Below are 23,170 nucleotides of genomic sequence, written 5' to 3'. Positions count from 1 at the left end.
GCGGCCGCTTTCGGACAGAGGTCGGTCCATTGGTCGCCGAGGTTGGTTACCGGGAGGTTAAGAAATCGCGGATGATTGGAATTGCCTCACACCACCGGCTTCACACCCGGCAGCGCCTGCACCAGCTCGCGGAACCTGGTGCCGCGAATTTCGAAATTGCGGTACTGGTCGAAGGAGGCGCAGGCGGGTGACAGCAAGACCACCGCGTCGGTGATGCCCGACGCCTCCGCATCGCGTGCGGCTTGCTCGACCGCGACGTCGAGGGTCTGGCTGATCTCGTGCGGCACCTGCGTGCCGAGCGTGCCGGAAAATTCCTGCGCGGCCTCGCCGATCAGATAGGCTTTTCGGATGCGCGGGAAGTAGCCGGTGAGGCCAGTTATTCCGCCGGCCTTCGGCTTGCCGCCCGCGATCCAGAAGATGTCCGAAAAGGACGACAGTGCATGCGCGGTGGCGTCCGCATTGGTGCCCTTGGAATCGTTGACGAACAGCACGTTGCCGCGGCGGCCGACCTGCTCCATGCGATGCGCAAGGCCGGGAAAGCTGCGCAGGCCGTTCTGAAGCATATCGAGGCCGATGCCCATCGCGAGCGCGGCGGCGGCCGCACAGGCCGCGTTCTGCGCGTTGTGCAGGCCGCGCAGCGAGCCGATGCCGCCGAGCTTTGCGATTTCGCTGCGGGCGCCGCTCGCGGTGCGCACGATGGTGCCGTGCTCGACATGGATGCCGGAGGCCAGCGGATTCTTGACCGAGATGCGCACCACATTTTTGCCGGCACGATCGAGCCGGTCGGCGATATCGCGGCAAAAACCATCGTCGACGCCGACGATCGCGGTGCCGCCGGCCTGCACGCCGGCAACGAGGCGTTCCTTCACCGCGGCGTAATGCGCGATGGTGCCGTGACGATCGATGTGGTCCTCGCTGACATTGAGCAGAATGCCGACGGAGGGATCGAGCGAGGGCGTGAGGTCGATCTGGTAGGACGACATCTCGATGACGTGGACACGGCCCATGCGCGGCGGCTCCAGCGACAGGATCGCGGTGCCGATATTGCCGCCCATCTGGGTGTCGTAGCCGGCGACTTTGGTCAGATGCGCGATCAAAGCCGTCGTTGTCGACTTGCCATTGGTGCCGGTGATGGCGACGAACGGCGCATCCGGCGCGTGCCGGCGCCGCTCGCGGCAGAACAGCTCGATGTCGCCGATCACCTCGATAGCTGCCTCGCGCGCCTTCAACACGCTCCAATGCGGCACCGGGTGGGTCAGGGGAACGCCGGGCGCGAGCACCAGCGCGGCGAAATTGGCCCAGGAGACGTTGCGCAAATCAGCCGTGATGAAGCCGGCTTGCGCCGCCTTGGCGACGTTCTCGGCATTGTCGTCGGCGGCGATCACCTCGGCGCCGCCCGCCTTCAACGCGTGACAGGAGGCGAGCCCCGAACCGCCGAGGCCGAATACCGCGACCGTCTTGCCGGCAAAGGACGTGACGGGGATCATCGAGCGCTCACCGCAGCTTCAGCGTCGACAGGCCGGCGAGCGCCAGCATCACCGAAATGATCCAGAACCGGATCACGATCTGCGGCTCGGTCCAGCCGAGCTGCTCGAAATGGTGATGGATCGGCGCCATCCGGAAGATGCGTTTTCCCGTCATCTTGAACGACACCACCTGCACGATGACGGAGACCGCCTCCAGCACGAACAGGCCGCCGATCACCGCGAGCACGATCTCGTGCTTCACCGCGACCGCGATCGCCCCCAGCATGCCGCCGAGCGCGAGCGAGCCGGTGTCGCCCATGAAGATCGAGGCCGGCGGCGCGTTGAACCAGAGGAAGCCGAGACCGGCGCCCAGCAGCGCGCCGCAGAGCACGGCGAGCTCGCCGGTTCCGGCGACATATTTGATCTGGAGATAATCGGCGAACACCGCGTTGCCGGCGAGATAGGCGATCATCGCAAAGCTCGCGGTCGCGATCATCACGGGCACGATGGCAAGACCGTCGAGACCGTCGGTCAGGTTCACCGCATTGCCGGCGCCGACGATGACGAAGGCGCCGAACCCGACGAAGAACCAGCCGAAATGCAGCACGGTGTCCTTCAGGAAAGGAATCGTCAGCGCGGTCGACGCAGGATCGCGGTTCAGCCGCACCAGCGCGTAGCAGGCAACCAGCGCAATCGCCGCCTCGATCAGCAGGCGAAGCTTGCTGCCGAACCCGGTCGTGGTCTGCTTGGTCACCTTGAGATAATCGTCATAGAAGCCGACGAAGCCGAAACCGAGCGTCACCGCCAGCACGATCCAGACGTAGGGGTTGAGCGGATTGGCCCACAGCACCGTGCCGACCGTGAGACCGGACAGGATCATCAGCCCGCCCATGGTGGGCGTGCCCTTCTTGGCGAGATGCGATTGCGGACCATCGGCCCGGATCGGCTGGCCCTTGCCTTGCCGGATGCGCAAATGGTCGATGATCCAGGGGCCGAACAAGAACACGAACAGCGCGCCGGTGACGACAGCGCCGCCGGTGCGGAAGGTGATGTAGCGGAAGACGTTCAGGAAGGTGCGAACGGCACCGAAGCCCGGAAATGTGTTGGAGAGCTCGATCAGCCAGTAAAACATTCAGACGGTCCTATGGCGCCTTTGCACGCGCCTTGATCTTGGCCTTGTCAACCTGTCTCACGCGCATTCGCTGGTCTTCATCCTGGGGTCGGGCGACCTCTAAGAAAACGAACGGCTTCGCGCCGGAAAGGGTGGGATTCGGGAACAGCGCCTTCCAAGCAGTTTACGCCCTTGCCTGCAAGGCGGCCACTAGGCCCGGCACAAACTTGTTGACCCAGAACATCTTCTTGCTGCCCTTGACAACCACGACATCGCCTGCCCTCAGCAGATTTGCGACCTCGCCCGGCTTCAGCGTGACGGGGTCGTCGTGCCAGCCGAGACCCTTGCCGGCTGGAAGCACCTCGAAGAGGTGACGCATCAGAGGCCCGACGCAATAGACGCCGTCGATGCCGTCGAGATGCCTGGCGAGATCGGTGTGATAGGCCGGCGCGCCGTCGCCCAGCTCCAGCATGTCGCCGAGCACCGCAATGCGGCGGCCGCCGGTCGTGTTGCGCGCCTGCAGGCTTTGCAGCGCGGCAGCCACGCTGGCCGGATTGCCGTTAAAGCTGTCGTCGATCACGGTGACGCCACCGACCGCCTGCTCGACGCCACGGCCGGTCATGATGCCGACCCGGTCGAGCTTGATCGCAAGCGTCGCCGCATCGAGGTTGGCCGCACGGACCGATGCGAGCGCGGCGAGCGCATTCTGAACGCGGTGCGGCGCGCCCGGCGTCAGGCTGAACGCGATCTCCTTCTTGCCAAGCGCGGCCACGACCTGCCAGCTGTCGCCATGTGGCGCGTGCGCGACCTCGTGCACCTCGGCTTTGTCGCCGAAGCGTATGACCTTGCCCTTCCAATCCGGCGCCTTGATCCCGGCGGGCAGCACCAGCACGCCTTCCGAAGGCAGGCCGAGGGCAATCGACACCTTCTCGCGGCGGATGGCCTCGAGCGAGCCAAGCTTCTCCAGATGCACCGGCTGGACGTTGACGACGAGCGCGACCGTCGGCCGCGTCAGTTCGCTGAGCCGCGCGATCTCGCCGGCCTGGTTCATGCCCATTTCGACGACCCAGAGACTGGCATCGGGCCGCGCATTGCACAGCGTCAGCGGCACGCCCCAGAAATTGTTGAAGCTCGACGGGCTGGCATAGGCATTGGGGTAGGCCGCGAGGAATTCCTTGGTGCTGGTCTTGCCCGCGCTGCCGGTGAGCCCGATCACCGGCCCGTTGAAGCGCGCGCGTGCCGCGCGCGCTAGACCCCAGAGACCGTCGATCAGCGTGTCCTTGACGACGATCTGGGGAATGCGGACGCCCGCGATCTCGTGCGGCACGATCATCGCGACCGCGCCCGAGGCTTCCGCCTTGTCCGCGAACTCCCAACCGTCACGCGCGCTGGCGAAGGCCGAGATGAAGCCGCCGCTCGGGGTGCCGCTCAGCGCCACGAACAGGCTGCCCGGCTTCACCAGCCGGCTGTCCTGGGTGACGAAGTCGATCGGCGTATCCGGGAACGATCCGGCAGCGCCCAGCGCGCGCGCCACTTCGGCCACCGTCCATATGGGCGCGCTCATGCAATCCTCGACGCTAATGTGGCGGCGACCGCCTCGTGATCACTGAAGGGCAAAACCTCTCCGCCGACGATCTGCCCGGTCTCGTGGCCCTTGCCGGCGATGAGCAGCGCATCGCCATCCTCCAATTCCTCGATCGCGGTGCGGATCGCAACGGCGCGGTCGCCGATTTCGCGGGCGCCCTTGGCGGCGGCGAGGATTTCGGCGCGGATGGCCTCCGGCTTCTCGCTGCGCGGATTGTCGTCGGTGACGATGATTCCGTCGGCATTGCCGGCCGCGATCTCGCCCATGATTGGACGCTTGCCGGCATCGCGGTCGCCGCCGGCGCCGAACACGACGACCAGCCTGCGCCTGGCGTAGGGACGAAGCGCCTGCAGCGCCTTGGCCAGCGCATCGGGCTTGTGCGCGTAATCGACGAAGATCGGCGCACCGTTGCGCTCGCCGACACGCTCCAACCGGCCTTTGGCGCCCTCGAGATGTTCGAGACTCGCAAACACGTCTGCGGCGTCGCTGCCGGTGCCGATGGCGAGACCGGCCGACACAAGCGCATTCTCGATCTGGAATTCGCCGACCAGCGGCAGCCGGACCGCATATCGCTTGCCGCGATGGTCGAGCGCGAGCACTTGCGAAAACCCTTCGACCTCCGCACCGGCGAGACGAATGCCCTCGCCCGCCCCGTCGCCGTTGCGACCGACCGCCATGACGCGCAAGCCGCGCGAATTCGCAGCACTGATCGCCTCCGCCGAGCAATCATGATCGGCGGAAATCACGGCCGCGCCCCCCGGCGGGACAAGTTCGCGAAACAGCCTGAGCTTGGCCGCGAGATAATGCGCGACGGTCGGATGATAATCCATGTGGTCGCGCGAAAGATTGGTGAAACCACCGGCCGAGACGCGCACGCCGTCGAGCCGATACTGATCGAGCCCGTGCGAGGAGGCCTCGAAGGCGAGATGCGTGACGCCCTCGCGCGCGATCTCGTCGAGTTGCCGGTGCAGCGCGATCGGATCGGGCGTCGTCAGCGAGCCATAGACGGTGCGCTTCGGCGAAACGAGCCCGATGGTTCCGATGCTGGCGGAGGCATGCCCGAGCCGCTCCCAGATCTGCCGGGTGAATGCTGCGACCGAGGTCTTACCGCTGGTGCCGGTCACCGCCGCAATTGTCGCGGGTTGCGCGGAAAAAAATCTTGCCGCGGCCAGCGCCAGCGCGCGGCGCGGATTGGCAACCGCAATGAACGGCACCTTGCAGCCATCAGGCGCGTGGTCGCCGACGACCGCGACCGCGCCTGCGGCAATCGCGGCATCGATGAAGCGCGCACCGTCGGTCTTGCTGCCCGCAAGCGCGAAGAAGAGATCGCCCGGCTTGACCGCGCGGCTGTCGAGGGCAACACCGTTCACGTCGAGCGCCGCGACGGCGGGCTCGATTGCGGCATCATTGCCCTGAACGTCCTGACCGAGGAGGTCGCGCAGCTTCATGGTCTTCCAGTCGACATGCCGGACCGGATCGCCGAATTTCCAGGGAAATCCCGACTCAGCAGCGGCAACGGCCCATCCGGTTGATTACTGGGTTGTCCTGGATGCTGCAAGAATAAGGCGCTCGGACGGCGGCAGGTCGAACCGCGGCTCGACGCCTAAAAGCGGCGCGATCCGCTCGATCACCTTGCCGCCGGTCGGCACCGCGTTCCAGCCCGAGGTGATGAAACCCTTCGTTTCAGGAATCGCCTGGGGCTCGTCCAGCATGATCAGGATCTGATATTTCGGATCGTCGCAGGGCATGATCGCGGTGAAGGAGTTGAGCACGCGCTTTTTGGCATAGCGGCCGTTGATGACCTTCTCGGACGTGCCGGTCTTGCCGCCGACATAGTAACCCTTGACGTCGGCGGTCTTGGCGGTGCCGATTTCGGCATTGAGCCGCATCAGGAACCGCATCTTGTCGCTGGTCTCCGTCTTGATGACGCGCTTGGCCATGGACGCCGCTTCGGACTCGGTGCGCTTCATGAAGGTCGGCGGAATCAGATAGCCGCCGTTCACCAGCGCGTTGATGCCCATCACCGCCTGCAGCGGCGCCACCGACATGCCCTGGCCGAACGCGATGGTCACCGTATTCAGCTCGCCCCAGCGGCGCGGTATCAGCGGAGCCGCGCTTTCCGGCAGTTCGGTGCGCAGCCGCGTCAACTGGCCCATTTTGGCGAGGAACGCCTTGTGGGCCTCGACGCCCTGGCCGAGCGCGATCCGCGCGGCGCCGATGTTGGAGGAGAAGGTGAACACTTCCTTGGTATTGATGAAACGTCCGAGCGCGTGGCTGTCATGGATGGTGAACTTGCCGTAGTGCAGGTTTCCCCGTGCATCCCACATCGAGTTCAGGTTGATCTTGCCGGAATCGAGCGCCATCGCCAGCGTGAACGCCTTGAACGTCGAGCCCATCTCGTAGACGCCGGTAGTCAGGCGATTGATGCGGTCGGGGTCGTGGGCTTCCTTCGGATTGTTGGGATCGAAGTCCGGCAGGGAGACCATCGCCACGATCTCGCCGGTCTTGACGTTGGAGACGATGCCGGAGGCGGCCTTGGTGTGGTATTTCTCCTTGGCCTTCAGAAGTTCGTCCCGCAGTGCGTGCTCGACGCGCAGATCGACCGAGAGCTCGATCGGCTTTTGCAGCCGGTCGGTGGCAAAGCCCGCGCGGTGGAGATCGGCGAGCCCCTGATTGTCGAGCCACTTCTCCATGCCGGCGATGCCCTGGTTGTCGATGTTGACGAGACCGATGAGGTGGGCGACCTCGTTGCCGGTCGGGTAGACGCGCTTGTTCTCGCGCAGGAAGCCGATGCCGGGAATGCCGAGCTTGTGGATGTCCTGCTGCTGCTTCGCCGTAATCTCGCGCTTGAGCCAGACGAAGCCCTTGCGCGTCTTCAGGCGCTCGCGCACCTCGGCCTCGTCGAGGTCGGGCACGGTGGCGGTCAGAAGCTCGATCGCCTCGTCCTTGTCGATGATGCGGCGCGGCTCGCCGAACAAGCTCGACGCCTTGACGTCGGTCGCGAGGATCGCGCCGTTGCGGTCAACGATGTCGGGCCGCGCGGTCGCGACCACCTCCTGCGCCGCGGCGCGGCGCGCGCCGTGGGCGTCGGCGCCGATCGCGAACATCACGAGCCGGCCGCCGATCAGGGCGTAGACCGCGCCAAAGGCGAGCATCGCCAGGCCGACGCGGGCCCGCGCCTTGGCCGCGCGGTCGACATTGCGCCCGTACAGCAGGCTGCGGATCAGCCGTTGGCGCCAAGGCTCGGTCGGCTTTTCTGTGGGTTTGGCCGGGGTCACAGCACTCATGGCTTGTCCTCGGGCTGCGGCACGGAGCCCGTCACATTATCGGGATCGCTCGCGGCTTCGATGGTGTTGAGCATGGCGCCGATCGGATCCGGCTCGCCCGGCCTGAACATCCGCGGCGGACGCTCGGGCAAATTCTTCAGTGAGTCATACTGCGTGCCGTTGACCGGCTTGAGCTGCAGATGCCGGTCGGACAGGCCTTGCAGGCGCAGGGGCGCATCGAGCTTGGCCCATTCGGAGCGCAGCGCCGCAATCGCATCGCGCTGCTCGCGGATCTCCGCATGCAAACGCAATACCTTTTCGGTGCGCGCCGTGGAGTCCATCTTGATCCGGTAGACATGAGCCGCCGCGAAGATCAGCGCGCCGATGACGAGGAGGTGGATGAAGCGCATGCGCTAGCCACCTCTCATGACGTCGGAGAGTTTTGGCCATGACGATTGCTCGCGATCGTCATGCGCCGGAGCCGAGGTGCGCTCGGCGGCGCGCAGTTTTGCCGACCGCGCGCGCGGGTTATGCGCGACTTCGTCCTCGCCCGCGATCACCGGCCGCCGCGTCAGCAGCTGGAAGCTCGGCACCGCCTGAGACACTTCCGGCAAATGGCGTGAGCCGCCACCTGTCTTGCTGCGCTCGGCGAGGAAGTTCTTGACGATGCGGTCTTCCAGCGAATGGAACGAGACGACCACGAGGCGACCACCGGGCTTGAGCACACGCTCGGCAGCGACGAGCGCGCTCTGGAGTTCCTCGAGCTCTTCGTTGACGAAGATGCGCAGGGCCTGGAACGTCCGCGTCGCCGGGTGAATATCGCCAGGCTTGGAACGAACCACCCTGCCGACGAGATCGGCGAGCGCGCGCGTGGTCGTGAACGGCGTTTCCTGACGGTCCGCGATGATGGCGCGGGCGATCCGGCGCGACTGCCGCTCTTCGCCGAGGAGATAGATGATGTCGGCGAGATCGCCTTCCGACGCGCGCGCCACGACATCGGCTGCAGTCGGGCCTGCCTGCCCCATCCGCATGTCGAGCGGACCATCGAGGCGGAACGAGAAGCCGCGGCCGGCCTGGTCGAGCTGCATCGAGGACACGCCGACGTCCATCACGACGCCGTTGACGTCTTCGAGGCCTTGCGCCGCACAGACATCGGCGAGGTTGGAGAAACGATCTTCAACGAGGGTCAGCCTGCCTGCGGAGCGGGCGACCAGCTCGGCGCCACCCTCGATCGCAGTACGGTCGCGATCAATGGCGATCACCCGGGTTCCCGGCACGTCGAGAATCGCGCGGCTGTAGCCGCCGGCACCAAAGGTCGCGTCGATGTAAGTGCCACCTTCGCGTGGAGCGAGGTGGTCGATGGCCTCGCGGCCAAGAACGGGGATGTGCGGAACCGAGCTCATGCGCCAGGCCTGCCGATCGCCCCGCCGGACTCCCAAGTGAGATCGGGGACGAACAACCTCATAACGCCTCGAATGATTCCGCGTCGCGGCGGTTCCACGACCCAACCCCCGTCCAACATGGTTACCGAGCCCGGTCGTCCCGGGCCACCAACCCAGTATTCCCCTTGGAATTTGTCGGGCAGCCATGGGATTTCGAGCCAAAATACGCTTTGGCCGCCTCCGGACGCGGGTCGGCTCTTCATCCCTCAGTAACGGCCCTTAGCGTTAAGAAAGCGTTGATCGGCTCGCGACAAGTCGAAAAGCTGACGCGGCGGTGATGCTTCATCCACACACATGCGCCAAAATGCATCCGTTAACCTCGTCGCGCGGTTGCGCACGTTGGAGGGTAAAGGAATAGTAAAGAGAAGGGCTTGGCCCACTCTCCGTCTGTCTCGAGCTGTTTATGTCGTCCGGTTCGTCCACGCCGTCTGGATCTGATTCGAAGCGTCAACGTGTTCTCCCGGTTCCCAAGGCCGCCGCGAACATGCGGACGTTCGAGCCGGATTCCTCGATCGTCTCCGACATCATCCCCTCACCGAACCATGGCGACCGTAACAAGGGCCGGCAGCCCGACATGATCGTGCTGCATTACACCGGCATGCCCGACGTCGAAGGTGCGCTGGCGCGGCTCTGCTCGGCAGGCACCGAGGTGTCGGCACATTATGTCGTGCTGGAAGACGGCCGCATCGTGCAATGCGTGCCGGAGGCCAGGCGCGCCTGGCATGCCGGCGTGTCCGCCTGGGCCGGCGAGGACGACATCAATTCCTGCTCGATCGGGATCGAGATCGTCAATCGCGGCCACGACTGGGGTTATCCGGAGTTTCCGCTGCGCCAGATCGCCGCCGTGATCGCGCTGTGCCGCGGCATCATGCTCCGCCGCAAGGTGCCCGCGCACCGGGTGCTCGGCCATTCCGACGTGGCGCCCGCGCGCAAGAAAGATCCCGGCGAAAAATTTCCGTGGCATTCGCTGGCGAATTCCGGCGTCGGCCACTGGGTCACGCCCGCGCCGGTCGTGCGCGGCGAGAGCTTGATGCTCGGCACCATCAGCGACGAGGTGCTGAGCCTGCAGCAGGCGCTCGCCAGATACGGCTACGGCGTTCCCCTCACCGGCAAATACGACGCCGCGACCATGGAAGTCGTCACCGCGTTCCAGCGCCATTTCCGCCCGGCGCGACTGGATGGGGTCGCGGATCACTCGACGCTGTCGACCTTGCAGGCGCTGTTGGGGAGTCTCCCTCAGGAGGCAACGACCGTCGCGACGAAGTGACGACGACTGCCACACACCCCGTCATTGCGAGCAAAGCGAAGCAATCCAGGCTGCCTCCGCAGAGGCAGTCTGGATTGCTTCGTCGCAAGTGCTCCTCGCAATGACGGAGTATGTGGCAACTACTCCATCTCCCTCATCCTTCGCGCATAAAGTCGTCGCAGCGGCTCCAACTGCGTCGCCTCCGTCGCAGCGCGATAGGCCTCGCGCGCCTCCTCATTCCGGCCGAGCCGCCGCAATAGATCGGCCCGCACCGCCGGCAACAGCTCGTAGCCACGAAGCCCGCCGCGCGCAGTAGTCGCATCCACGAGATCGAGCGCACGCGCCGGCCCATCGACCATCGACACCGCCGCCGCGTGGTTGAGCCCGATCACCGGCGACGGGTTGATGCGCAATAGCACTTCGTAGAGCCCGGCAATCTGCGGCCAGTCTGTCTGCTCATAGCTCGGCGCGCGCGCATGCAGCGCAGCGATCGCGGCTTGGACTGCATAAGGCTGCGGCCGGCCGGGCACGCGCAGTGCGTCGTCCACCAGACGGAGACCCTCCTCGATCTGTGCACGGTCCCACCGCGAACGATCCTGCTCTTCCAGCAGCACGATGTCGCCCGCGGCGGTCTGGCGCCCTGCGCGGCGCGCATCGTGCAGCAGCATCAGCGCCAGCAGGCCCTTGATCCCCGCGCGATCGGGTAACAGCCGGTCGAGCAAGCGGCCAAGCCGGATCGCCTCGGCCGCAAGATCGGGCCGCATCAAATCCGCACCTGACGTCGCCACATAGCCTTCGGTGAAGACCAGATAGATCACGGCAAGCACACCCTCGAGCCGCGGCACCAGCGTGTCGCGCTCGGGGACCTCATAGGGAATGCCGGCGAGCCGTATCTTCTGCTTGGCGCGGACGAGACGCTGCCCCATCGCCTCCTCAGTGACGAGGAAGGCGCGCGCAACCTGCGCCGCGGAGAGCCCGCAGACGGTGCGCAGCGTCAGCGCGACCTGGACTTCGGGCGCAAACGCCGGATGGCAGCAGGTGAAGATCAGCCGCAGCATGTCGTCGTCGACCATCGCCGGCGGCTCGACGGGCGCCTGCGCGTTCAGCTCGAGCTCGTGCACGAGCGCCTGCTCCTTGCCGCGGAAAACGGCCTGGCGCCTGATACGGTCGATCGCCTTGTGCCTGGCGACATTGACCAGCCAGGCACGCGCATTGTCGGGGACCTCGCACGCCGGCCAGCGCTCCAGTGCCACCGCAAAGGCGTCCTGGAGCGCGTCCTCGGCAAGATCGAAATCGCCGACGAGGCGGATCAGCGTGGCCAGCGCCCGCCCCGCCTCGTCGCGGAAGATCTTGTCGATCTCGGACAATGTCATATGTCGATGCGCGACTGCGCCTTCACTTGTCGTAGACCCAGATCGGCCGCACCTCGATCGAGCCGATGCGCGCCGACGGAATCCGCGACGCGATCTCGATCGCGGTATCGAGATCCTTGGCCTCCACGAGGTAATAGCCGCCGAGCTGCTCGCGCGTTTCGGCAAACGGGCCGTCGGTCGTCAGCGTCTTGCCATCGCGCACGCGCACGGTCGTCGCGGTCGTGGTCGGCTGCAGCCGGTCGCCGGCCTTGAAATTGCCGCTCTGGATGATGCCTTGCGTGAAGGTCTGATATTCCGCCGTCATCTGCTGGCCGGCCGCCGGACGCATATTCGCGTACTCGGCTTCGTTCTGGTAGATCATCAGCAAATACTGCATCGCTTAACTCCTGTTGCACGGCTGGATCGCCGACATCCAGTCGAACGGGACACGCGCCCAACGACATCTTCAGGATAAATTATTTCGGGCGAACCGTGCATGGCGTTATCGGCTTGCGGAACCGACACAAATGCTTCATGCGTAAGCCGTCAGTCGGCCGGACGGCCGCTCCGGCAAGTGCCGAAAGGCCGCCGGGGAGGAAAGTCCGGGCTCCCTTGACATACGGTGCCGGATAACGTCCGGCGGGGGCGACCCCAGGGAAAGTGCCACAGAGAACGAACCGCCCGCCGTAGCAGCGCAAGCTGCGTAGGCAGGTAAGGGTGAAAAGGTGCGGTAAGAGCGCACCGCGGCTGCGGCAACGGAGCCGGCATGGTAAACCCCACCGGGAGCAAGACCGAATAGGGACGGCGTAGCGGGCTGTTCGCGAAAGCGATAACGCCGCGGGGCGATGTCAGGCCCGCCGTCCGGGTAGGTTGCTCGAGGCCCTGTGCAAACATGGTCCCAGAGGAATGGCCGTCACGTATCGTTCGCGCAAGCGGACGGTGCCTTACAGAACCCGGCTTACAGGCCGGCTGATATTCTAAAGCGTTTTCGAGCGAAGTGGTTTTCCGGTTCGCGTGAAGAAAACGTGTCTTACCAAGAAGTGACGAGGGGCTCGGTGTTAATGCATCGGGCCCCTCACCATTTTGGCTTTATCCGACGATCTTCTCCAGGACCGCCATCAACGCCTCCGGCGCCGTGACATTCGGTGCATGGCTCGCGTCGACTTCGAAAGTGCGCCAGCCATCCTCGCTCTTGGTGCGCTTCGCAAACTGCCCGAACACGTCGCCCGGCGGAATGCGCGTGCAATAGATGTAGCTGCGCGGCATCACCGGCTCGCCATGTTTGAGCTTCAGCTTCGTCTCGAAACATTTGATCGGCATGTTGATCCGGCGCGCGTTGAGCCAGTCGAGATCGGCCTGCGGCGTGTCCGGCGGCGGCGGGTTCGGCGGGATGCGGTAGCCGTCGCCTGAGCTTGCAGCCTTGCGCATCGGCTCGCGCCCGCCCTCATGGAGATCGAACAGCGATTGGCCGTCACGCGGCACGAAGGCGTCGAGGTAGATCAATTGCGTCACCCGCTCGCGCGCGCGATCGGCGACGCCGGTGGCGACCATGCCGCCATAGCTGTGGCCGAGCAGCACGATGTCCTCGAGGTCCTCGAACGTGATGACATTGAGAATGTCCTGGATATGCGTATCGAGATCGATCGCGGGACTAGCCAGATGCGCGCGCTCGCCGAGGCCGGTATAGGTCGGCGCAATCAGGCGATGCCCGGCCTGCGCCATCAGCGGATGCATCTTCTTCCAGGCCCACCCGCCGGACCACGCGCCGTGACAAAGCAGGAAGGTTTTTGAGCGTGCGGCCATCGGCGTTTCCATCGTTCTTGTTTGTACGATGGAGTGTAGCGGCCGGTCTCGCGATGTAAACGCTACGGCCCCTTAAGCCGCGCGCGTGTTCACCTTGACGAAAACGGGTGCACCCTGACCAGCTTCGCGCCGCAGCTTGCCCGCCTCAAAACCGTGCATGCCGATCTGCCATTGCAGCCCGACGATGGCGCCCTTGGTCGGCTGCAGCAGCGCAAGCGAGGCGAACAAGGTCACCGGCAGCCACACCGCCAGTTGCAGCCAGACGGCCGGCATATAGGCGGTCTCGACCGCGAGGATTGCCGGCACCACGAGATGGCCGACCACGACCATCACGAGATAGGCCGGGAAATCGTCGGCGCGCTGGTGAAACAGCTCCTCGCCGCAATGGTCGCAGGTATCCGCCACCTTCAGGAAACGGCCGAACGCGTGCCCCTCGCCGCAATTGGGGCATTTGCCCAAGAAACCGCGCCACATCGCTTTCGTGAGAGAGACTGAAACGGTCGCCATGACCCCACCTCTTCCTTTTCTACGATCCATACAATAATATCTTGCATCCATACATTCAAAGGATATAGACCTTAATTGCATGGATTGGACCCCTACAATCTCGGAGCTGAGCGGGCCGCGCTATCAGCGCATCGTCGAGGCCATGGAGGCCGATATCGCGGCGGGCCGGCTTGTGCGTGGGCAGCAACTGCCGACGCAGCGGGCGCTGGCAAAGGCGCTCGGCATCGATCTCACCACGGTGACGCGCGCCTACACCGAGGCGCGGCGCCGCGGCATCATGGAGGCCCGGGTCGGCCAGGGCTCGTTCGTGTCGGAGACCAGCGCGCGCCGCGCGGTCGATATGCCGCATCCCGTCGCGATCGACCTCTCGATGAACGTGCCGCCGCAACCTCTCGAAGCGCAACTCGACGAGCGCATCATCGCCGGGATGGAAGCCATCCGCGCGCAATCGGGCCTGACGGCGCATCTCAACTACCAGCCGCCCGGCGGCAGCGCACACGAGCGCGAGGTCGCCGCGCGATGGATGCGCGCACGCGTGCCGCATGCGCATGCCGACAGGCTCGTGATCTTTCCCGGCGCGCAGACGATCCTGTTCAGCCTGCTCGCCCACCTCGCCCGGCCCGGCGACGTGGTGCTGACGGAGGCGCTCACCTTTCCCGGCATCAAGGCCGCCGCGGCGCGGCTCGGCGTCAAGCTCGTCGGCGTCGCCATGGACGACGGCGGCATCCTGGCCGACGCGCTGGCGAAGGCCTGCCGCACGCATAGACCGAAAGCGGTCTATCTCATTCCGACGCTGCACAATCCGACCACTGCGACGCTTCTCCCCGAGCGCCGCAGCGCTCTCGCAAAGATCATCAAAGATGCCGATACGATTCTGATCGAGGACGACGCCTACGGGCTGCTCGATCGGTCGGCATCGCCGATCGCCAATCTCATTCCGGAACGGACATATCTCGCGACCACGCTGTCAAAATGCATCGCGCCCGCGCTACGGGTCGCCTATCTGGTGACGCCAGATAACAGCTCGCAGCGGGAGATGCGCAACTCTTTGCAGGCGACGGTGCAGATGCCGGCACCGCTGATGGTCGCGCTGGTGACGCATTGGATCGAGACCGGCATCGCCGACCGCATCATCACCGCGATCAGGAGCGAGGCCGTCGGCCGGCAGCAGCTCGCGCAACGCGCGCTCAAAGGCTTCGAGTTCCAGGCCAAGTCCGCCGCTCACCATCTATGGCTGCGGCTGCCGGAGGACCGTCCCGACGTCGCGGCACATCTGCTGCGGAATGGACTGGCAGTCGTCGCCGGCGAGGCCTTCACCGTCGACGGGACCGCGCCACACGCGGCACGCGTTTCGCTAGGCGCGGCGCGCAACAGGGCGGAATTGACGGAGGCGCTGCGCATCCTGGTCGGCGCGCTGCACAGGCCCGCCGACACCAGACAGATCGTCTAGCAACAGCCTATTGATGTTGGCGGCGATGCCGCGAGCGCACGACCGGCGCGACGGGGGACGGATAGGCCGCATAGGCTTCGCTCGGCGCGAGGGACTCGCCGCGGGCCCCGCGCGCGGCGGGCGTGAGCTGGCCGCCATTCAGAACGTCGCGGTCCGGATGGGCAGCCTGATAGGCCGCAGGCTCGGAAAACTGGGCCTGAGCCATTGTCGGCGTCAAGGCCGCCGCCGCCACTAGCGCGGCCGCGACGGCAATCTTCGTGCGGGTCATCGTCCTTCTCCATACGCTCATTCGGGAAATCACCGATCGAACCGCATGATCGCGTCGAGCGGACCCCCAGGTTGAAGTACGAGCATCATCTAGGCCTGTCTTTCGCGAACGCCCGCCGCTAGGGATCACGCTTGCGTGCGGTTTTGAAATTGACCTGCACGGCCGCAGCTGTGCTATGCGAGCGACGGCGATCAACAGTTCGGGATCGCACAGGCGACAGGGACAATCTGTTGGAAATACTCACCTACGCGCTGCTGCTGCTCGGCGCACTGGCCGGGGGCTTCGTCTCGGGCCTTGCCGGATTCGGCACAGCGCTGATGGCACTCGGCATCTGGCTCTACGTGCTGCCGCCCTCGCTCGCGGTGCCGCTGGTGCTGATCTGCTCGGTGATCGCGCAGAGCTCGACGCTGCCGTCGATGTGGAAAAGCTTTGATCTCTCGCTGGTCTGGCCGTTCCTGATTGGAGGACTGATCGGCGTGCCGCTGGGCACCATGCTGGTCGCCTCCGCCGATCCAAAAGTGTTCAAGCTGAGCGTCGGCGTGCTGATCCTGGTGTTTTCAACCGCTCTCTATCTGAACAAGCAGCCGCTCGCCGTCACCTTCGGTGGCCGCATTGCCGACGGCGCGATCGGCTTTGCCGGCGGCATATTAGGTGGCCTTGCTGGACTGTCGGGGCCGCTTCCGATCCTGTGGGCCAACATCCGCGGCTGGAACAAGCACGAGCGGCGCGGCATCTTCCAGCTCTTCAATTTCACCGTGCTGGCCGCCGCTTTGGTGTTGCAGACCGCCTCGGGCCTCGTCGCGTTCAAGGTCGTCTGGCTTGCGGTGATCGCATTTCCGGGCACGCTGATCGGCGCATGGGCCGGCGCGCGCGTCTACCACGCGTTGAGCGACAAGCATTTTGGCGATGTCGTGCTCGGTCTCTTGTTCCTGTCGGGCCTCGGCCTGGTCTGGAACAGTTTGGGCACGCACTAGCTCCGCATTGTCTTCGCGGCGAGCGCCATGCCGCCGGCAACGCCGACTCCAAGCACGTAGATCCAGCCCTCGGCGAAATCGAACAGATGCGAGTTGAGCAGCGAGGAGAGCAAGTTCTGCACCATGACCAGAAGGCCCACCCAGCAGGCCAGCCCCTCGCCGCGAAATAGCGAGAGGTGCGCGAACCAGAGCGCGTAGAGGATCACGACGCCCAACGCGCCCCATTGCACGGCGACATTGAGCGTCTGGTTGTGGGGATCACCGACGATTTCCGCCCGAACCCCGCTCTCGCCGACAGCCGCGCGCGCGAACAGGCCGCGGATCGCGCCGGTGCCGTGACCGAGCAGCGGCGCATCCGCGGTGAATGCCAGCGATTTGCGCCAGAACTCCAGTCGCGATCCCATGCCGCTGACGTCGTTGCCGACGATGCTGACCTCGTAGTCTCCGTTGAATTTGGCGACGGTCGTGCGCAGATGCGGCGAGGCGCTCCACAACGTCAAGGCCAACAGCCCCATCGCACCGACGGCGAGCAGCGCGGTGCGGCGGCGCAAATGCAAGAGCGCGAAGACCACGATCAGGATCGGTAGCGTCACCAGCGCCGTGCGCGAGACCACGACGAACATCATGTTGGAGAGGAATCCAATCGCGAGCGCCACGAACAGCGCCGCGCTACGGTAGCGGCCTCGTCGTAGCAGCAACACGGTGGGATAAACCAGCGCGATCGCACAGAGCGCGAATTCCTGGCTCTGGTCGATATAATTGCGCACCGCGATCCCGCTTTCGACCTTGTAAGGCCCGCGCGACAGATAGAGTTTCAGCGACAGTGCGGGATCGGCGGCGACGGCAAAGGAATAGAGCATCAGCGCCGTGCACGACACCAGGAACGCGGAAAACACCCAGTTGCCATAGGGCCAGCGCTCGAACTGGTAGATCAGGAGCGGAATCACCAGCAGCTTCGCTGCCGGGCCGATCGCATGGATTCGGTCCGGCCACGGCGCATCCGACCAGAGCGTGCCGATGGCGGCGAGTGCGACCAGCGCAATCGGCAGCAGGCAGATCGGCCGAAGCAGCGAACGCGGAAATTCGCGAAGGTCGAGGAACGCGAACGCGATCAGCCAGGGAATGAGCGCGAAAATGAGCCCGGTCGTGGTCCATGGCAACAGCAACGCGATCAGCGCGACGAAGCGGGCTGGCGTGCGATAGCGTGCCGCCCAGATCGCGGAGAGCCAGGAATTGGGCCGCTGCTCGTACAACACTCCGGTCATTTGGCCCCTGCAGGCGATCCCCACGGCGCGGCAAGTTTGCCGGAGCCGTGGGGCGGGGACAAGCGATAGCTAAGCTGGCGCGCGTACAGGAGACGCCACGGGCTCCGGCGCAGCCTGCTCCGGGGATTCCTCGTGTCGGAGCATGACAAGGCGCTTCCTGAATTCACGCCGTAGCAGCCACAAGCTCAGGGCCGCCTGCAGCGTGGTTGCCGCGATCGACAGGTACCAGACGTGCTCGATCCGGAAGCCCGGCCGCGTCGACAACCAGATCGCCGGCAGCGAATAGGTGAGCACGCGCGTTGCCGAACTCCACAGCACCGGCTTGGTATTGCCGAGGCCCTGGAACATGCTCGAGCAGGTGAAGATCACGCCCTGCGCCACCATGTTGAGCGAGATGATCCGCAGGAACAGGAACGCGATCTCCATGGTTTCCCGATCGTTCGAGAACCCCGCGAGCAGGAGCTGCGGCTTCGACTGCGCGAGGCACATGAAGCCGATCATCACGACACTGGTGATCAGCGCCGCCTTGACGAAGGTTTCGCGCACGCGCTCGCCTTTTCCGGCGCCCATGTTCTGGCCGGCGATCGGCCCGGCGGCGAGCGCAACTGCAAGGGCCGGCATCTGGATCAGGCCCAGGACCCGTTGTCCGATCCCGAAACCGGCCTGCGCCGCCGCACCGAAATCGCGCAGCACGAAATAGACCACCGCCATGAGGATGAACATCATCGCGAACTCGCCGCCGGCAGGCAGACCGACATTGAGGATGCGCTTCAGATGCTGCGCCTGCGGACGCCACTGCGCCGGATTAAAGGCGACATAGCGTTCGACCTTGCGAAAATACGCAAGCAGCATCACGACGCCGATCAACACCGCGATCGAGCTCGCCAGCCCCGCACCGGCAACGCCGAGCGCATGGCCCGTGCCCAAGCCCGCGATCAGAACCGGCGCCAGCGCGATGTTGATGGCCACCGCAAGCGCCTGCACCAGCATCGTGGGACGCACGATGCCGGTGGCGCGCAGAGCGGATCCCATCACCTGGCTCGCGAATTGCAACGCGAGCGCCGGCATGAACCACAACAGATACGTGGTCCCCGCCTCGATCGTGGCTTCGTCCGCGGCGATCGCATGCATGTAGGCGCGCGACAGCGCCGCGCCTGCGACCAGGGTCAACAGTCCGAACAGCACCGACAGCACGATCGCCTGATTGAAGATCAAATTGGCATCCGGCCGATCCTTGCGTCCCACGGCATGCGCGATCAACGACACCGCGCCGACGCCGAGCACCTGCATCAGCGCGTTGATGAGAAAGCCGGCATTGCCGGCCGCCGCCACGCCCGCGACCGCGGCATCGCCCAAGCCCGAGACGAAGTACAGATCGACCAGCTGGCAAAGCATGATCGTGACCATACCGACCATGATCGGCGGCGCCATGCCCAGAATGTGCTTCGCGATGGAGCCGTTGGTCAGGTCTTTCATGTCATTCCATCCTTGACGGATTTCCTCGACCGATTCTTTGACGACGCGGCCGACATTGGTCCACCGGCCGCGCGTCACTCATTCCGCCGCTGCAATCTGTCCGAGCTCCACCACCTGGCGCTCGAACAGCCCCCGATAGATGCCGCCGGGCTTGGCCGCGAGCTTGGCATGCGTGCCTTGCTCGACGATCTCGCCGCGGTCGAACACCAGGATGCGATCGAGGCTCTTCACCGTCGACAGCCGGTGCGCGATCACGATCGAGGTACGGCCTCTCATCAGCCGCTCCATCGCCTGCTGGATTAGGGCCTCGGATTCCGAATCGAGGCTCGAGGTCGCTTCGTCCAGGATCAGCACCGGCGCATCGGCCAGGAAGGCGCGCGCCAGCGCCACGCGCTGCCGCTCGCCGCCGGAGAGCTTGACGCCGCGCTCGCCAACCAGCGTGCCGTAGCCCTTGGGCAGGCGCACGATGAAGTCGTGCGCGTTGGCCAGCCGTGCCGCCTGCTCGATCGCCTCCAGGCTGGCGCCGGGCCGGCCATAGGCGATGTTCTCGGCGAGCGAGCGGTGAAACAGGATCGGGTCCTGCTGCACGATCGCGATCTGGCTGCGCAGCGAGTGCTGCGTGGCCTTGGCGATGTCTTGCCCATCGATCAGAACGCGGCCGCCGGTGACGTCGTAGAGCCGCTGCACCAGCTTGACGAAGGTGGTCTTGCCGGAGCCGGAGCGGCCGACGAGACCGACGCGTTCGCCGGCGCGGATCGTGACCGACAGTCCGTCATAGAGCGGCGCGTGGTGGCCGCCGTAATGGAACGTGACATCGTCGAACACGAGCTCGCCGCGCTCGATCGTGATCGGCCGCGCGTCCGTCGCATCCGCAATCCCGATCGGCTCGTCGTGGATCGCCACCAGCTCTTCCATGTCATTGACCGAGCGCTGCAGGTTGTTGATGTGCATTCCGACGTCGCGCAAATAGGCATGGATGACGTAATAGCTCGTCAGCACATAGGTGACGTCGCCGGGCGAGGCCTGCCCCGACATCCACAGCAACACGGCACCGCCGATCACGGAGGCGCGCAGGGCCAGCAACACCGAGAGCTGCGCCAGATTGGTGTAGTTGTAGCGCAGCCAGGTCCGCCGCACGCGCACGCGCCAGCGGTTGACGACACGGGCAAGCCGCGCATCCTCGCGCGCCTCCGCGCCGAACGACTTCACCACGGCGTTGCAGGTCAGCGCATCCGCCAGTGTGCCGCCGACCTTGGTGTCCCAGGCATTGGAGACGCGCGCGGCCGGCGCGATGTAGCGCGTCGAGAACAGCACCGTCATCGTGACATAGGCCAGCGCGCCGAGCGCGATCACCGCGCCAAGCGAGGCCCAGTGCACGCCGAGCAGGATCATCGACCCGATCAGCACCAGCAGCGACGGCGCCAGCGCCATCAAGATGGTGTCGTTCAACAGGTCGAGCGCCCACATGCCGCGGGTGACCTTGCGCACCGTGGATCCCGCGAAGGAGTTGGCGTGCCAGTCGGTCGAGAACCGTTGCACGCGCATGAAGGCTTCCTGCGCGACCTCGGACATGATCTTCAGCGAGAACGGCACGATGGCCTGGAGGCCGGTCAGCCGCAGCACCATGGAGGCTGCGCCCAGCGCCACGATACCGCCCAATGCCATCAGCGCCGCGTGACGCGCGGCGGGATCGGATGGGCCGCGCGTCAGGGCGTCGACCAGATGTCCGGAGAAGACCGGCATGAACAGGTCGGCGATGGTCGCACCCAACAAGCCGCCGGCCACGACGAGCGTACGCCCCGGCTGCTTCAGCCAGTGCCGGAACACGAAGGGCAGCACCACGCGTATCGCCGCGGGCCTTTTTGACAGAGCGGTCATGGCATCATCCGGCCGCTTATGCCGCGGGCCGGCTCCATTGATGGACGCAGGTCGGCCGCGAGGGCCGAGACGGCGTCACTTGAAGTTGGTTTTGGACTTGGGGAGCGGAGCGATCGGGACTGGAAGCCCAATCGAAGCTGGCGGAAGAGGCCTCTAGGAGGCCGAGCAGATACCGAGCCAGAACATCATCGAGCGCGGGCGTGCGATCTGCGAATGCGACGAAATCATGCAAATCCTCCCGGTTCGATGGAATGAGGTGCGTTTTATAGATGTGTCATTGGTGATTTGCAACGGGGCTCGCGCGAGATCACGCACGAGTGTTGCAAATTAGTACGCGTCGCCGCGCTCTCCTCCGTCATGCCCCGCGAAGGCGGGGCATCCAGTACGCCGCGGCGCCTCGGCTCTATTACAGGCTTTTCGGAATACTGGATCGCCCGGTCAAGCCGGGCGATGACACCGAATGAGTGGCTGGCTTAGTGCGCGTCGCCGCTGGCGCCGAACGGCGAGGCCGGCCTCTTCAACAGTGTGACGAGCAGGGTGAGGCCGAGATAGAACAGCGTCAGGATGAAGAAGGCATCGCCGAAGCCCATCACCACGGCCTGGCGATGCACGAGTTGCGACAGCTGCTTCATCGCCATCAGCGTGGAATCGCCAAGCCCCTGGAACTTCTGCATGAACATGGTCAGGGTTTCGGTCGCGGTCGCGTTGCCCCAGGTGACGCGCTCCTGCAGGCGCGTGATGTGCAGGTCCGTGCGGTCGTTGAGCACGGTGTTGATGACGGCGAGACCCACCGCGCCGCCGAGATTGCGCATCAGGTTGAAGAGGCCCGAGGCGTTCTTCACCCGGTCGGGCGCGAGCGTGCCGAGCGCGATGTTGTTGGTCGGCACCATCGCGAACATCATGCCGATGCCGCGCAGGATCTGCGGAATCAACAGCTCGTAGAAATCGTAGTCGCGCGTGATCCAGGTCATCTGGTAGGAGCCGAGCGCGAACACGACGAGCCCGAACGCGATCATGTAGCGCATGTCGTACTTCGCCATGAGACGGCCGACCACCGGCGCGACCAGGAACATGGTGATGCCCGAGACGAACATGGTCTCGCCGATCATCAGCGCGCTATAGCCGCGCACTTCGGCGAGATAGCGCGGATAGATGTAGGTGAGGCCGTAGAGGCCGATGCCGATGCAGAACTGAAGGACGCAGCCGATCGCAAAATTGCGGTTGGAAAAGGTGCGTAGATTGACGATCGGCTCGGCCGCCGTGAAGACGCGCCAGAAGAAGGCAATCGCGGAGATGCCGCAGATCCAGGCGCAGATCGCAACCGAGGGGTCCTGCATCCATTCATATTGCGGGCCTTCCTCCAGCACATATTCCAGCGTGCCGAGGAAGCCGGCCATGAACAGCAGCCCCCACCAGTCGAAGCGATCGAGCAATTCGAAATGCGGCTCGTCGAAATCGACCAGCGCCAGCACGCCGATGGTGATCCCGATGCCGGGCACGATGTTGATGAAGAACAGCCAGTTCCAGGACATCAGGTCGGTGATGTAGCCGCCGACGGTCGGCCCGATGGTCGGAGCCAGCGTCGCGACGAGCCCGATGATGGGACCGACGATGTGGAATTTGGTGCGTGGGAAGACGGTGTAGGCCGAAGCGAACACCGTCGGGATCATGCCGGCGCCGAGAAAACCTTGCAGCGCGCGCCAGAGGATCATCTCCTCGATGGTGGTGGCGAAGCCGCAGAGCAGGCTCGATGCGGTAAAGCCGGCCGCCGAGATCGCAAACAACAGCCGCGTGCCGAAGGCGCGCGACAGAAATCCCGACAGCGGAATTGCGATCACTTCGGCGATCAGATAGGCGGTCTGGACCCAGGAGACTTCACTGGAGCTTGCCGACAGGCCGGCCTGGATTTCACTCAGAGACGCCGAGACGATCTGGATGTCCAGGATCGACATGAACATCCCGAACACCATGATGATGAAAGCGAACAGCCGCTTCGGCGCGATGCGCTCCGAAGCGGGGTCCGCCATCATGGCAGGTGAAGCGGTCGTGGCGTTCGCCATGGTCTGACCTCGCGGCGCAGG

General features: G+C 65.1%; 19 protein-coding genes and 1 other RNA gene. 4 read left to right on the top strand and 16 right to left on the bottom strand.

Features of this window, described 5'->3' with window-relative positions; genetic code table 11:
- Nucleotides 1-86: 86 nt before the first annotated feature.
- The 7 genes from murD to rsmH form a co-directional block, all read right to left on the bottom strand.
- Nucleotides 87-1,487, bottom strand: a complete 1,401-nt coding sequence (gene murD, locus IVB48_RS19240; protein ID WP_247401852.1) for a UDP-N-acetylmuramoyl-L-alanine--D-glutamate ligase — start codon at nt 1,485-1,487, stop codon at nt 87-89.
- A 7-nt stretch (nt 1,488-1,494) separates the two neighbouring features.
- Complete coding sequence (gene mraY, locus IVB48_RS19235) at nt 1,495-2,598, bottom strand: phospho-N-acetylmuramoyl-pentapeptide-transferase (protein ID WP_027570700.1); 1,104 nt, start codon at nt 2,596-2,598, stop codon at nt 1,495-1,497.
- A 163-nt stretch (nt 2,599-2,761) separates the two neighbouring features.
- Nucleotides 2,762-4,141 carry a UDP-N-acetylmuramoyl-tripeptide--D-alanyl-D-alanine ligase gene (gene murF, locus IVB48_RS19230; RefSeq protein ID WP_247401850.1) on the bottom strand — a complete coding sequence of 460 codons (1,380 nt, stop codon included), beginning with the start codon at nt 4,139-4,141 and terminating at the stop codon, nt 2,762-2,764.
- Nucleotides 4,138-5,610 (bottom strand): UDP-N-acetylmuramoyl-L-alanyl-D-glutamate--2,6-diaminopimelate ligase, encoded by a 1,473-nt coding sequence (locus tag IVB48_RS19225; RefSeq protein WP_247401847.1) that lies wholly within the window; start codon nt 5,608-5,610, stop codon nt 4,138-4,140. Before IVB48_RS19225 ends, murF begins: the two co-directional genes overlap by 4 nt.
- Nucleotides 5,611-5,694: 84 nt before the next feature.
- Nucleotides 5,695-7,449 (bottom strand): penicillin-binding protein 2, encoded by a 1,755-nt coding sequence (locus tag IVB48_RS19220; RefSeq protein ID WP_027570697.1) that lies wholly within the window; start codon nt 7,447-7,449, stop codon nt 5,695-5,697.
- Nucleotides 7,446-7,838 (bottom strand): hypothetical protein, encoded by a 393-nt coding sequence (locus tag IVB48_RS19215; RefSeq protein WP_027570696.1) that lies wholly within the window; start codon nt 7,836-7,838, stop codon nt 7,446-7,448. Before IVB48_RS19215 ends, IVB48_RS19220 begins: the two co-directional genes overlap by 4 nt.
- Before the next feature lie 3 nt (nt 7,839-7,841).
- Nucleotides 7,842-8,831: a 16S rRNA (cytosine(1402)-N(4))-methyltransferase RsmH gene (gene rsmH / locus IVB48_RS19210; protein WP_247401844.1), complete on the bottom strand. Its 990-nt coding sequence runs from the start codon at nt 8,829-8,831 to the stop codon at nt 7,842-7,844.
- Between the two features lie 523 nt (nt 8,832-9,354).
- Between rsmH and IVB48_RS19205 the strand changes: the two genes are divergently transcribed.
- Nucleotides 9,355-10,137: an N-acetylmuramoyl-L-alanine amidase gene (locus tag IVB48_RS19205; protein ID WP_247358645.1), complete on the top strand. Its 783-nt coding sequence runs from the start codon at nt 9,355-9,357 to the stop codon at nt 10,135-10,137.
- A 119-nt stretch (nt 10,138-10,256) separates the two neighbouring features.
- On the opposite strand, the gene IVB48_RS19200 is transcribed toward IVB48_RS19205, so the two are convergent.
- Nucleotides 10,257-11,489, bottom strand: coding sequence for an RNA polymerase sigma factor (locus IVB48_RS19200; RefSeq protein ID WP_247401841.1), 1,233 nt, complete (start codon nt 11,487-11,489; stop codon nt 10,257-10,259).
- A 22-nt stretch (nt 11,490-11,511) separates the two neighbouring features.
- On the bottom strand, nt 11,512-11,865 hold the full coding sequence (locus tag IVB48_RS19195; protein ID WP_007600836.1) for a YciI family protein: 354 nt from the start codon (nt 11,863-11,865) through the stop codon (nt 11,512-11,514).
- Between the two features lie 149 nt (nt 11,866-12,014).
- On the opposite strand from IVB48_RS19195, the gene rnpB reads away from it, so the two are divergent.
- An RNA gene (rnpB, locus tag IVB48_RS19190) (RNase P RNA component class A) lies at nt 12,015-12,445 on the top strand.
- 112 nt (nt 12,446-12,557) lie between these two features.
- On the opposite strand, the gene IVB48_RS19185 is transcribed toward rnpB, so the two are convergent.
- Both IVB48_RS19185 and IVB48_RS19180 read right to left on the bottom strand, forming a co-directional pair.
- A complete protein-coding gene (locus IVB48_RS19185) occupies nt 12,558-13,271 on the bottom strand; it encodes an alpha/beta hydrolase (RefSeq protein WP_247401839.1) in 714 nt (237 codons plus the stop codon).
- A 72-nt stretch (nt 13,272-13,343) separates the two neighbouring features.
- Nucleotides 13,344-13,808 carry a DUF983 domain-containing protein gene (locus tag IVB48_RS19180; RefSeq protein ID WP_256468901.1) on the bottom strand — a complete coding sequence of 155 codons (465 nt, stop codon included), beginning with the start codon at nt 13,806-13,808 and terminating at the stop codon, nt 13,344-13,346.
- Between the two features lie 49 nt (nt 13,809-13,857).
- Between IVB48_RS19180 and IVB48_RS19175 the strand changes: the two genes are divergently transcribed.
- Nucleotides 13,858-15,228 carry a PLP-dependent aminotransferase family protein gene (locus tag IVB48_RS19175; RefSeq protein ID WP_247401833.1) on the top strand — a complete coding sequence of 457 codons (1,371 nt, stop codon included), beginning with the start codon at nt 13,858-13,860 and terminating at the stop codon, nt 15,226-15,228.
- Between the two features lie 7 nt (nt 15,229-15,235).
- Here the strand turns inward: IVB48_RS19175 and IVB48_RS19170 are convergent, their stop codons facing one another.
- Complete coding sequence (locus IVB48_RS19170) at nt 15,236-15,496, bottom strand: hypothetical protein (RefSeq protein ID WP_247401830.1); 261 nt, start codon at nt 15,494-15,496, stop codon at nt 15,236-15,238.
- A gap of 230 nt (nt 15,497-15,726) precedes the next feature.
- Here IVB48_RS19170 and IVB48_RS19165 point away from each other — a divergent pair, with 230 nt between their 5' ends.
- Complete coding sequence (locus IVB48_RS19165; protein WP_247401828.1) at nt 15,727-16,470, top strand: sulfite exporter TauE/SafE family protein; 744 nt, start codon at nt 15,727-15,729, stop codon at nt 16,468-16,470.
- On the opposite strand, the gene IVB48_RS19160 is transcribed toward IVB48_RS19165, so the two are convergent.
- The 4 genes from IVB48_RS19160 to IVB48_RS19145 all read right to left on the bottom strand — a co-directional run bounded on the left by IVB48_RS19160 (nt 16,467) and on the right by IVB48_RS19145 (nt 23,149).
- Nucleotides 16,467-17,735: an O-antigen ligase family protein gene (locus tag IVB48_RS19160; RefSeq protein ID WP_247401826.1), complete on the bottom strand. Its 1,269-nt coding sequence runs from the start codon at nt 17,733-17,735 to the stop codon at nt 16,467-16,469. The genes IVB48_RS19165 and IVB48_RS19160 overlap by 4 nt on opposite strands.
- 69 nt (nt 17,736-17,804) lie before the next feature.
- The gene (locus tag IVB48_RS19155) at nt 17,805-19,211 is read right to left on the bottom strand and encodes an MATE family efflux transporter (RefSeq protein ID WP_247358632.1); all 1,407 of its coding nucleotides are present in this window, start codon (nt 19,209-19,211) and stop codon (nt 17,805-17,807) included.
- 78 nt (nt 19,212-19,289) lie between these two features.
- On the bottom strand, nt 19,290-21,089 hold the full coding sequence (locus IVB48_RS19150; RefSeq protein WP_247401823.1) for an ABC transporter ATP-binding protein: 1,800 nt from the start codon (nt 21,087-21,089) through the stop codon (nt 19,290-19,292).
- 473 nt (nt 21,090-21,562) lie between these two features.
- Nucleotides 21,563-23,149: a DHA2 family efflux MFS transporter permease subunit gene (locus IVB48_RS19145; protein ID WP_007613582.1), complete on the bottom strand. Its 1,587-nt coding sequence runs from the start codon at nt 23,147-23,149 to the stop codon at nt 21,563-21,565.
- Between the last annotated feature and the right edge of the window lie 21 nt (nt 23,150-23,170).

It is taken from the genome of Bradyrhizobium sp. 76 (assembly GCF_023073025.1).
GTDB lineage: Bacteria > Pseudomonadota > Alphaproteobacteria > Rhizobiales > Xanthobacteraceae > Bradyrhizobium.
This window is presented reverse-complemented; position numbering and strand designations above follow the sequence as displayed.

Bases quoted from the DNA above. Each gene is read 5' to 3' on its own strand.
- murD (WP_247401852.1), bottom strand. From the start codon at position 1,487: ATGATCCCCGTCACGTCCTTTGCCGGCAAGACGGTCGCGGTATTCGGC.
- mraY (WP_027570700.1), bottom strand. From the start codon at position 2,598: ATGTTTTACTGGCTGATCGAGCTCTCCAACACATTTCCGGGCTTCGGT.
- murF (WP_247401850.1), bottom strand. From the start codon at position 4,141: ATGAGCGCGCCCATATGGACGGTGGCCGAAGTGGCGCGCGCGCTGGGC.
- IVB48_RS19225 (WP_247401847.1), bottom strand. From the start codon at position 5,610: ATGAAGCTGCGCGACCTCCTCGGTCAGGACGTTCAGGGCAATGATGCC.
- IVB48_RS19220 (WP_027570697.1), bottom strand. From the start codon at position 7,449: ATGAGTGCTGTGACCCCGGCCAAACCCACAGAAAAGCCGACCGAGCCT.
- IVB48_RS19215 (WP_027570696.1), bottom strand. From the start codon at position 7,838: ATGCGCTTCATCCACCTCCTCGTCATCGGCGCGCTGATCTTCGCGGCG.
- rsmH (WP_247401844.1), bottom strand. From the start codon at position 8,831: ATGAGCTCGGTTCCGCACATCCCCGTTCTTGGCCGCGAGGCCATCGAC.
- IVB48_RS19205 (WP_247358645.1), top strand. From the start codon at position 9,355: ATGCGGACGTTCGAGCCGGATTCCTCGATCGTCTCCGACATCATCCCC.
- IVB48_RS19200 (WP_247401841.1), bottom strand. From the start codon at position 11,489: ATGACATTGTCCGAGATCGACAAGATCTTCCGCGACGAGGCGGGGCGG.
- IVB48_RS19195 (WP_007600836.1), bottom strand. From the start codon at position 11,865: ATGCAGTATTTGCTGATGATCTACCAGAACGAAGCCGAGTACGCGAAT.
- IVB48_RS19185 (WP_247401839.1), bottom strand. From the start codon at position 13,271: ATGGCCGCACGCTCAAAAACCTTCCTGCTTTGTCACGGCGCGTGGTCC.
- IVB48_RS19180 (WP_256468901.1), bottom strand. From the start codon at position 13,808: ATGGATCGTAGAAAAGGAAGAGGTGGGGTCATGGCGACCGTTTCAGTC.
- IVB48_RS19175 (WP_247401833.1), top strand. From the start codon at position 13,858: ATGGATTGGACCCCTACAATCTCGGAGCTGAGCGGGCCGCGCTATCAG.
- IVB48_RS19170 (WP_247401830.1), bottom strand. From the start codon at position 15,496: ATGACCCGCACGAAGATTGCCGTCGCGGCCGCGCTAGTGGCGGCGGCG.
- IVB48_RS19160 (WP_247401826.1), bottom strand. From the start codon at position 17,735: ATGACCGGAGTGTTGTACGAGCAGCGGCCCAATTCCTGGCTCTCCGCG.
- IVB48_RS19155 (WP_247358632.1), bottom strand. From the start codon at position 19,211: ATGAAAGACCTGACCAACGGCTCCATCGCGAAGCACATTCTGGGCATG.
- IVB48_RS19150 (WP_247401823.1), bottom strand. From the start codon at position 21,089: ATGACCGCTCTGTCAAAAAGGCCCGCGGCGATACGCGTGGTGCTGCCC.
- IVB48_RS19145 (WP_007613582.1), bottom strand. From the start codon at position 23,149: ATGGCGAACGCCACGACCGCTTCACCTGCCATGATGGCGGACCCCGCT.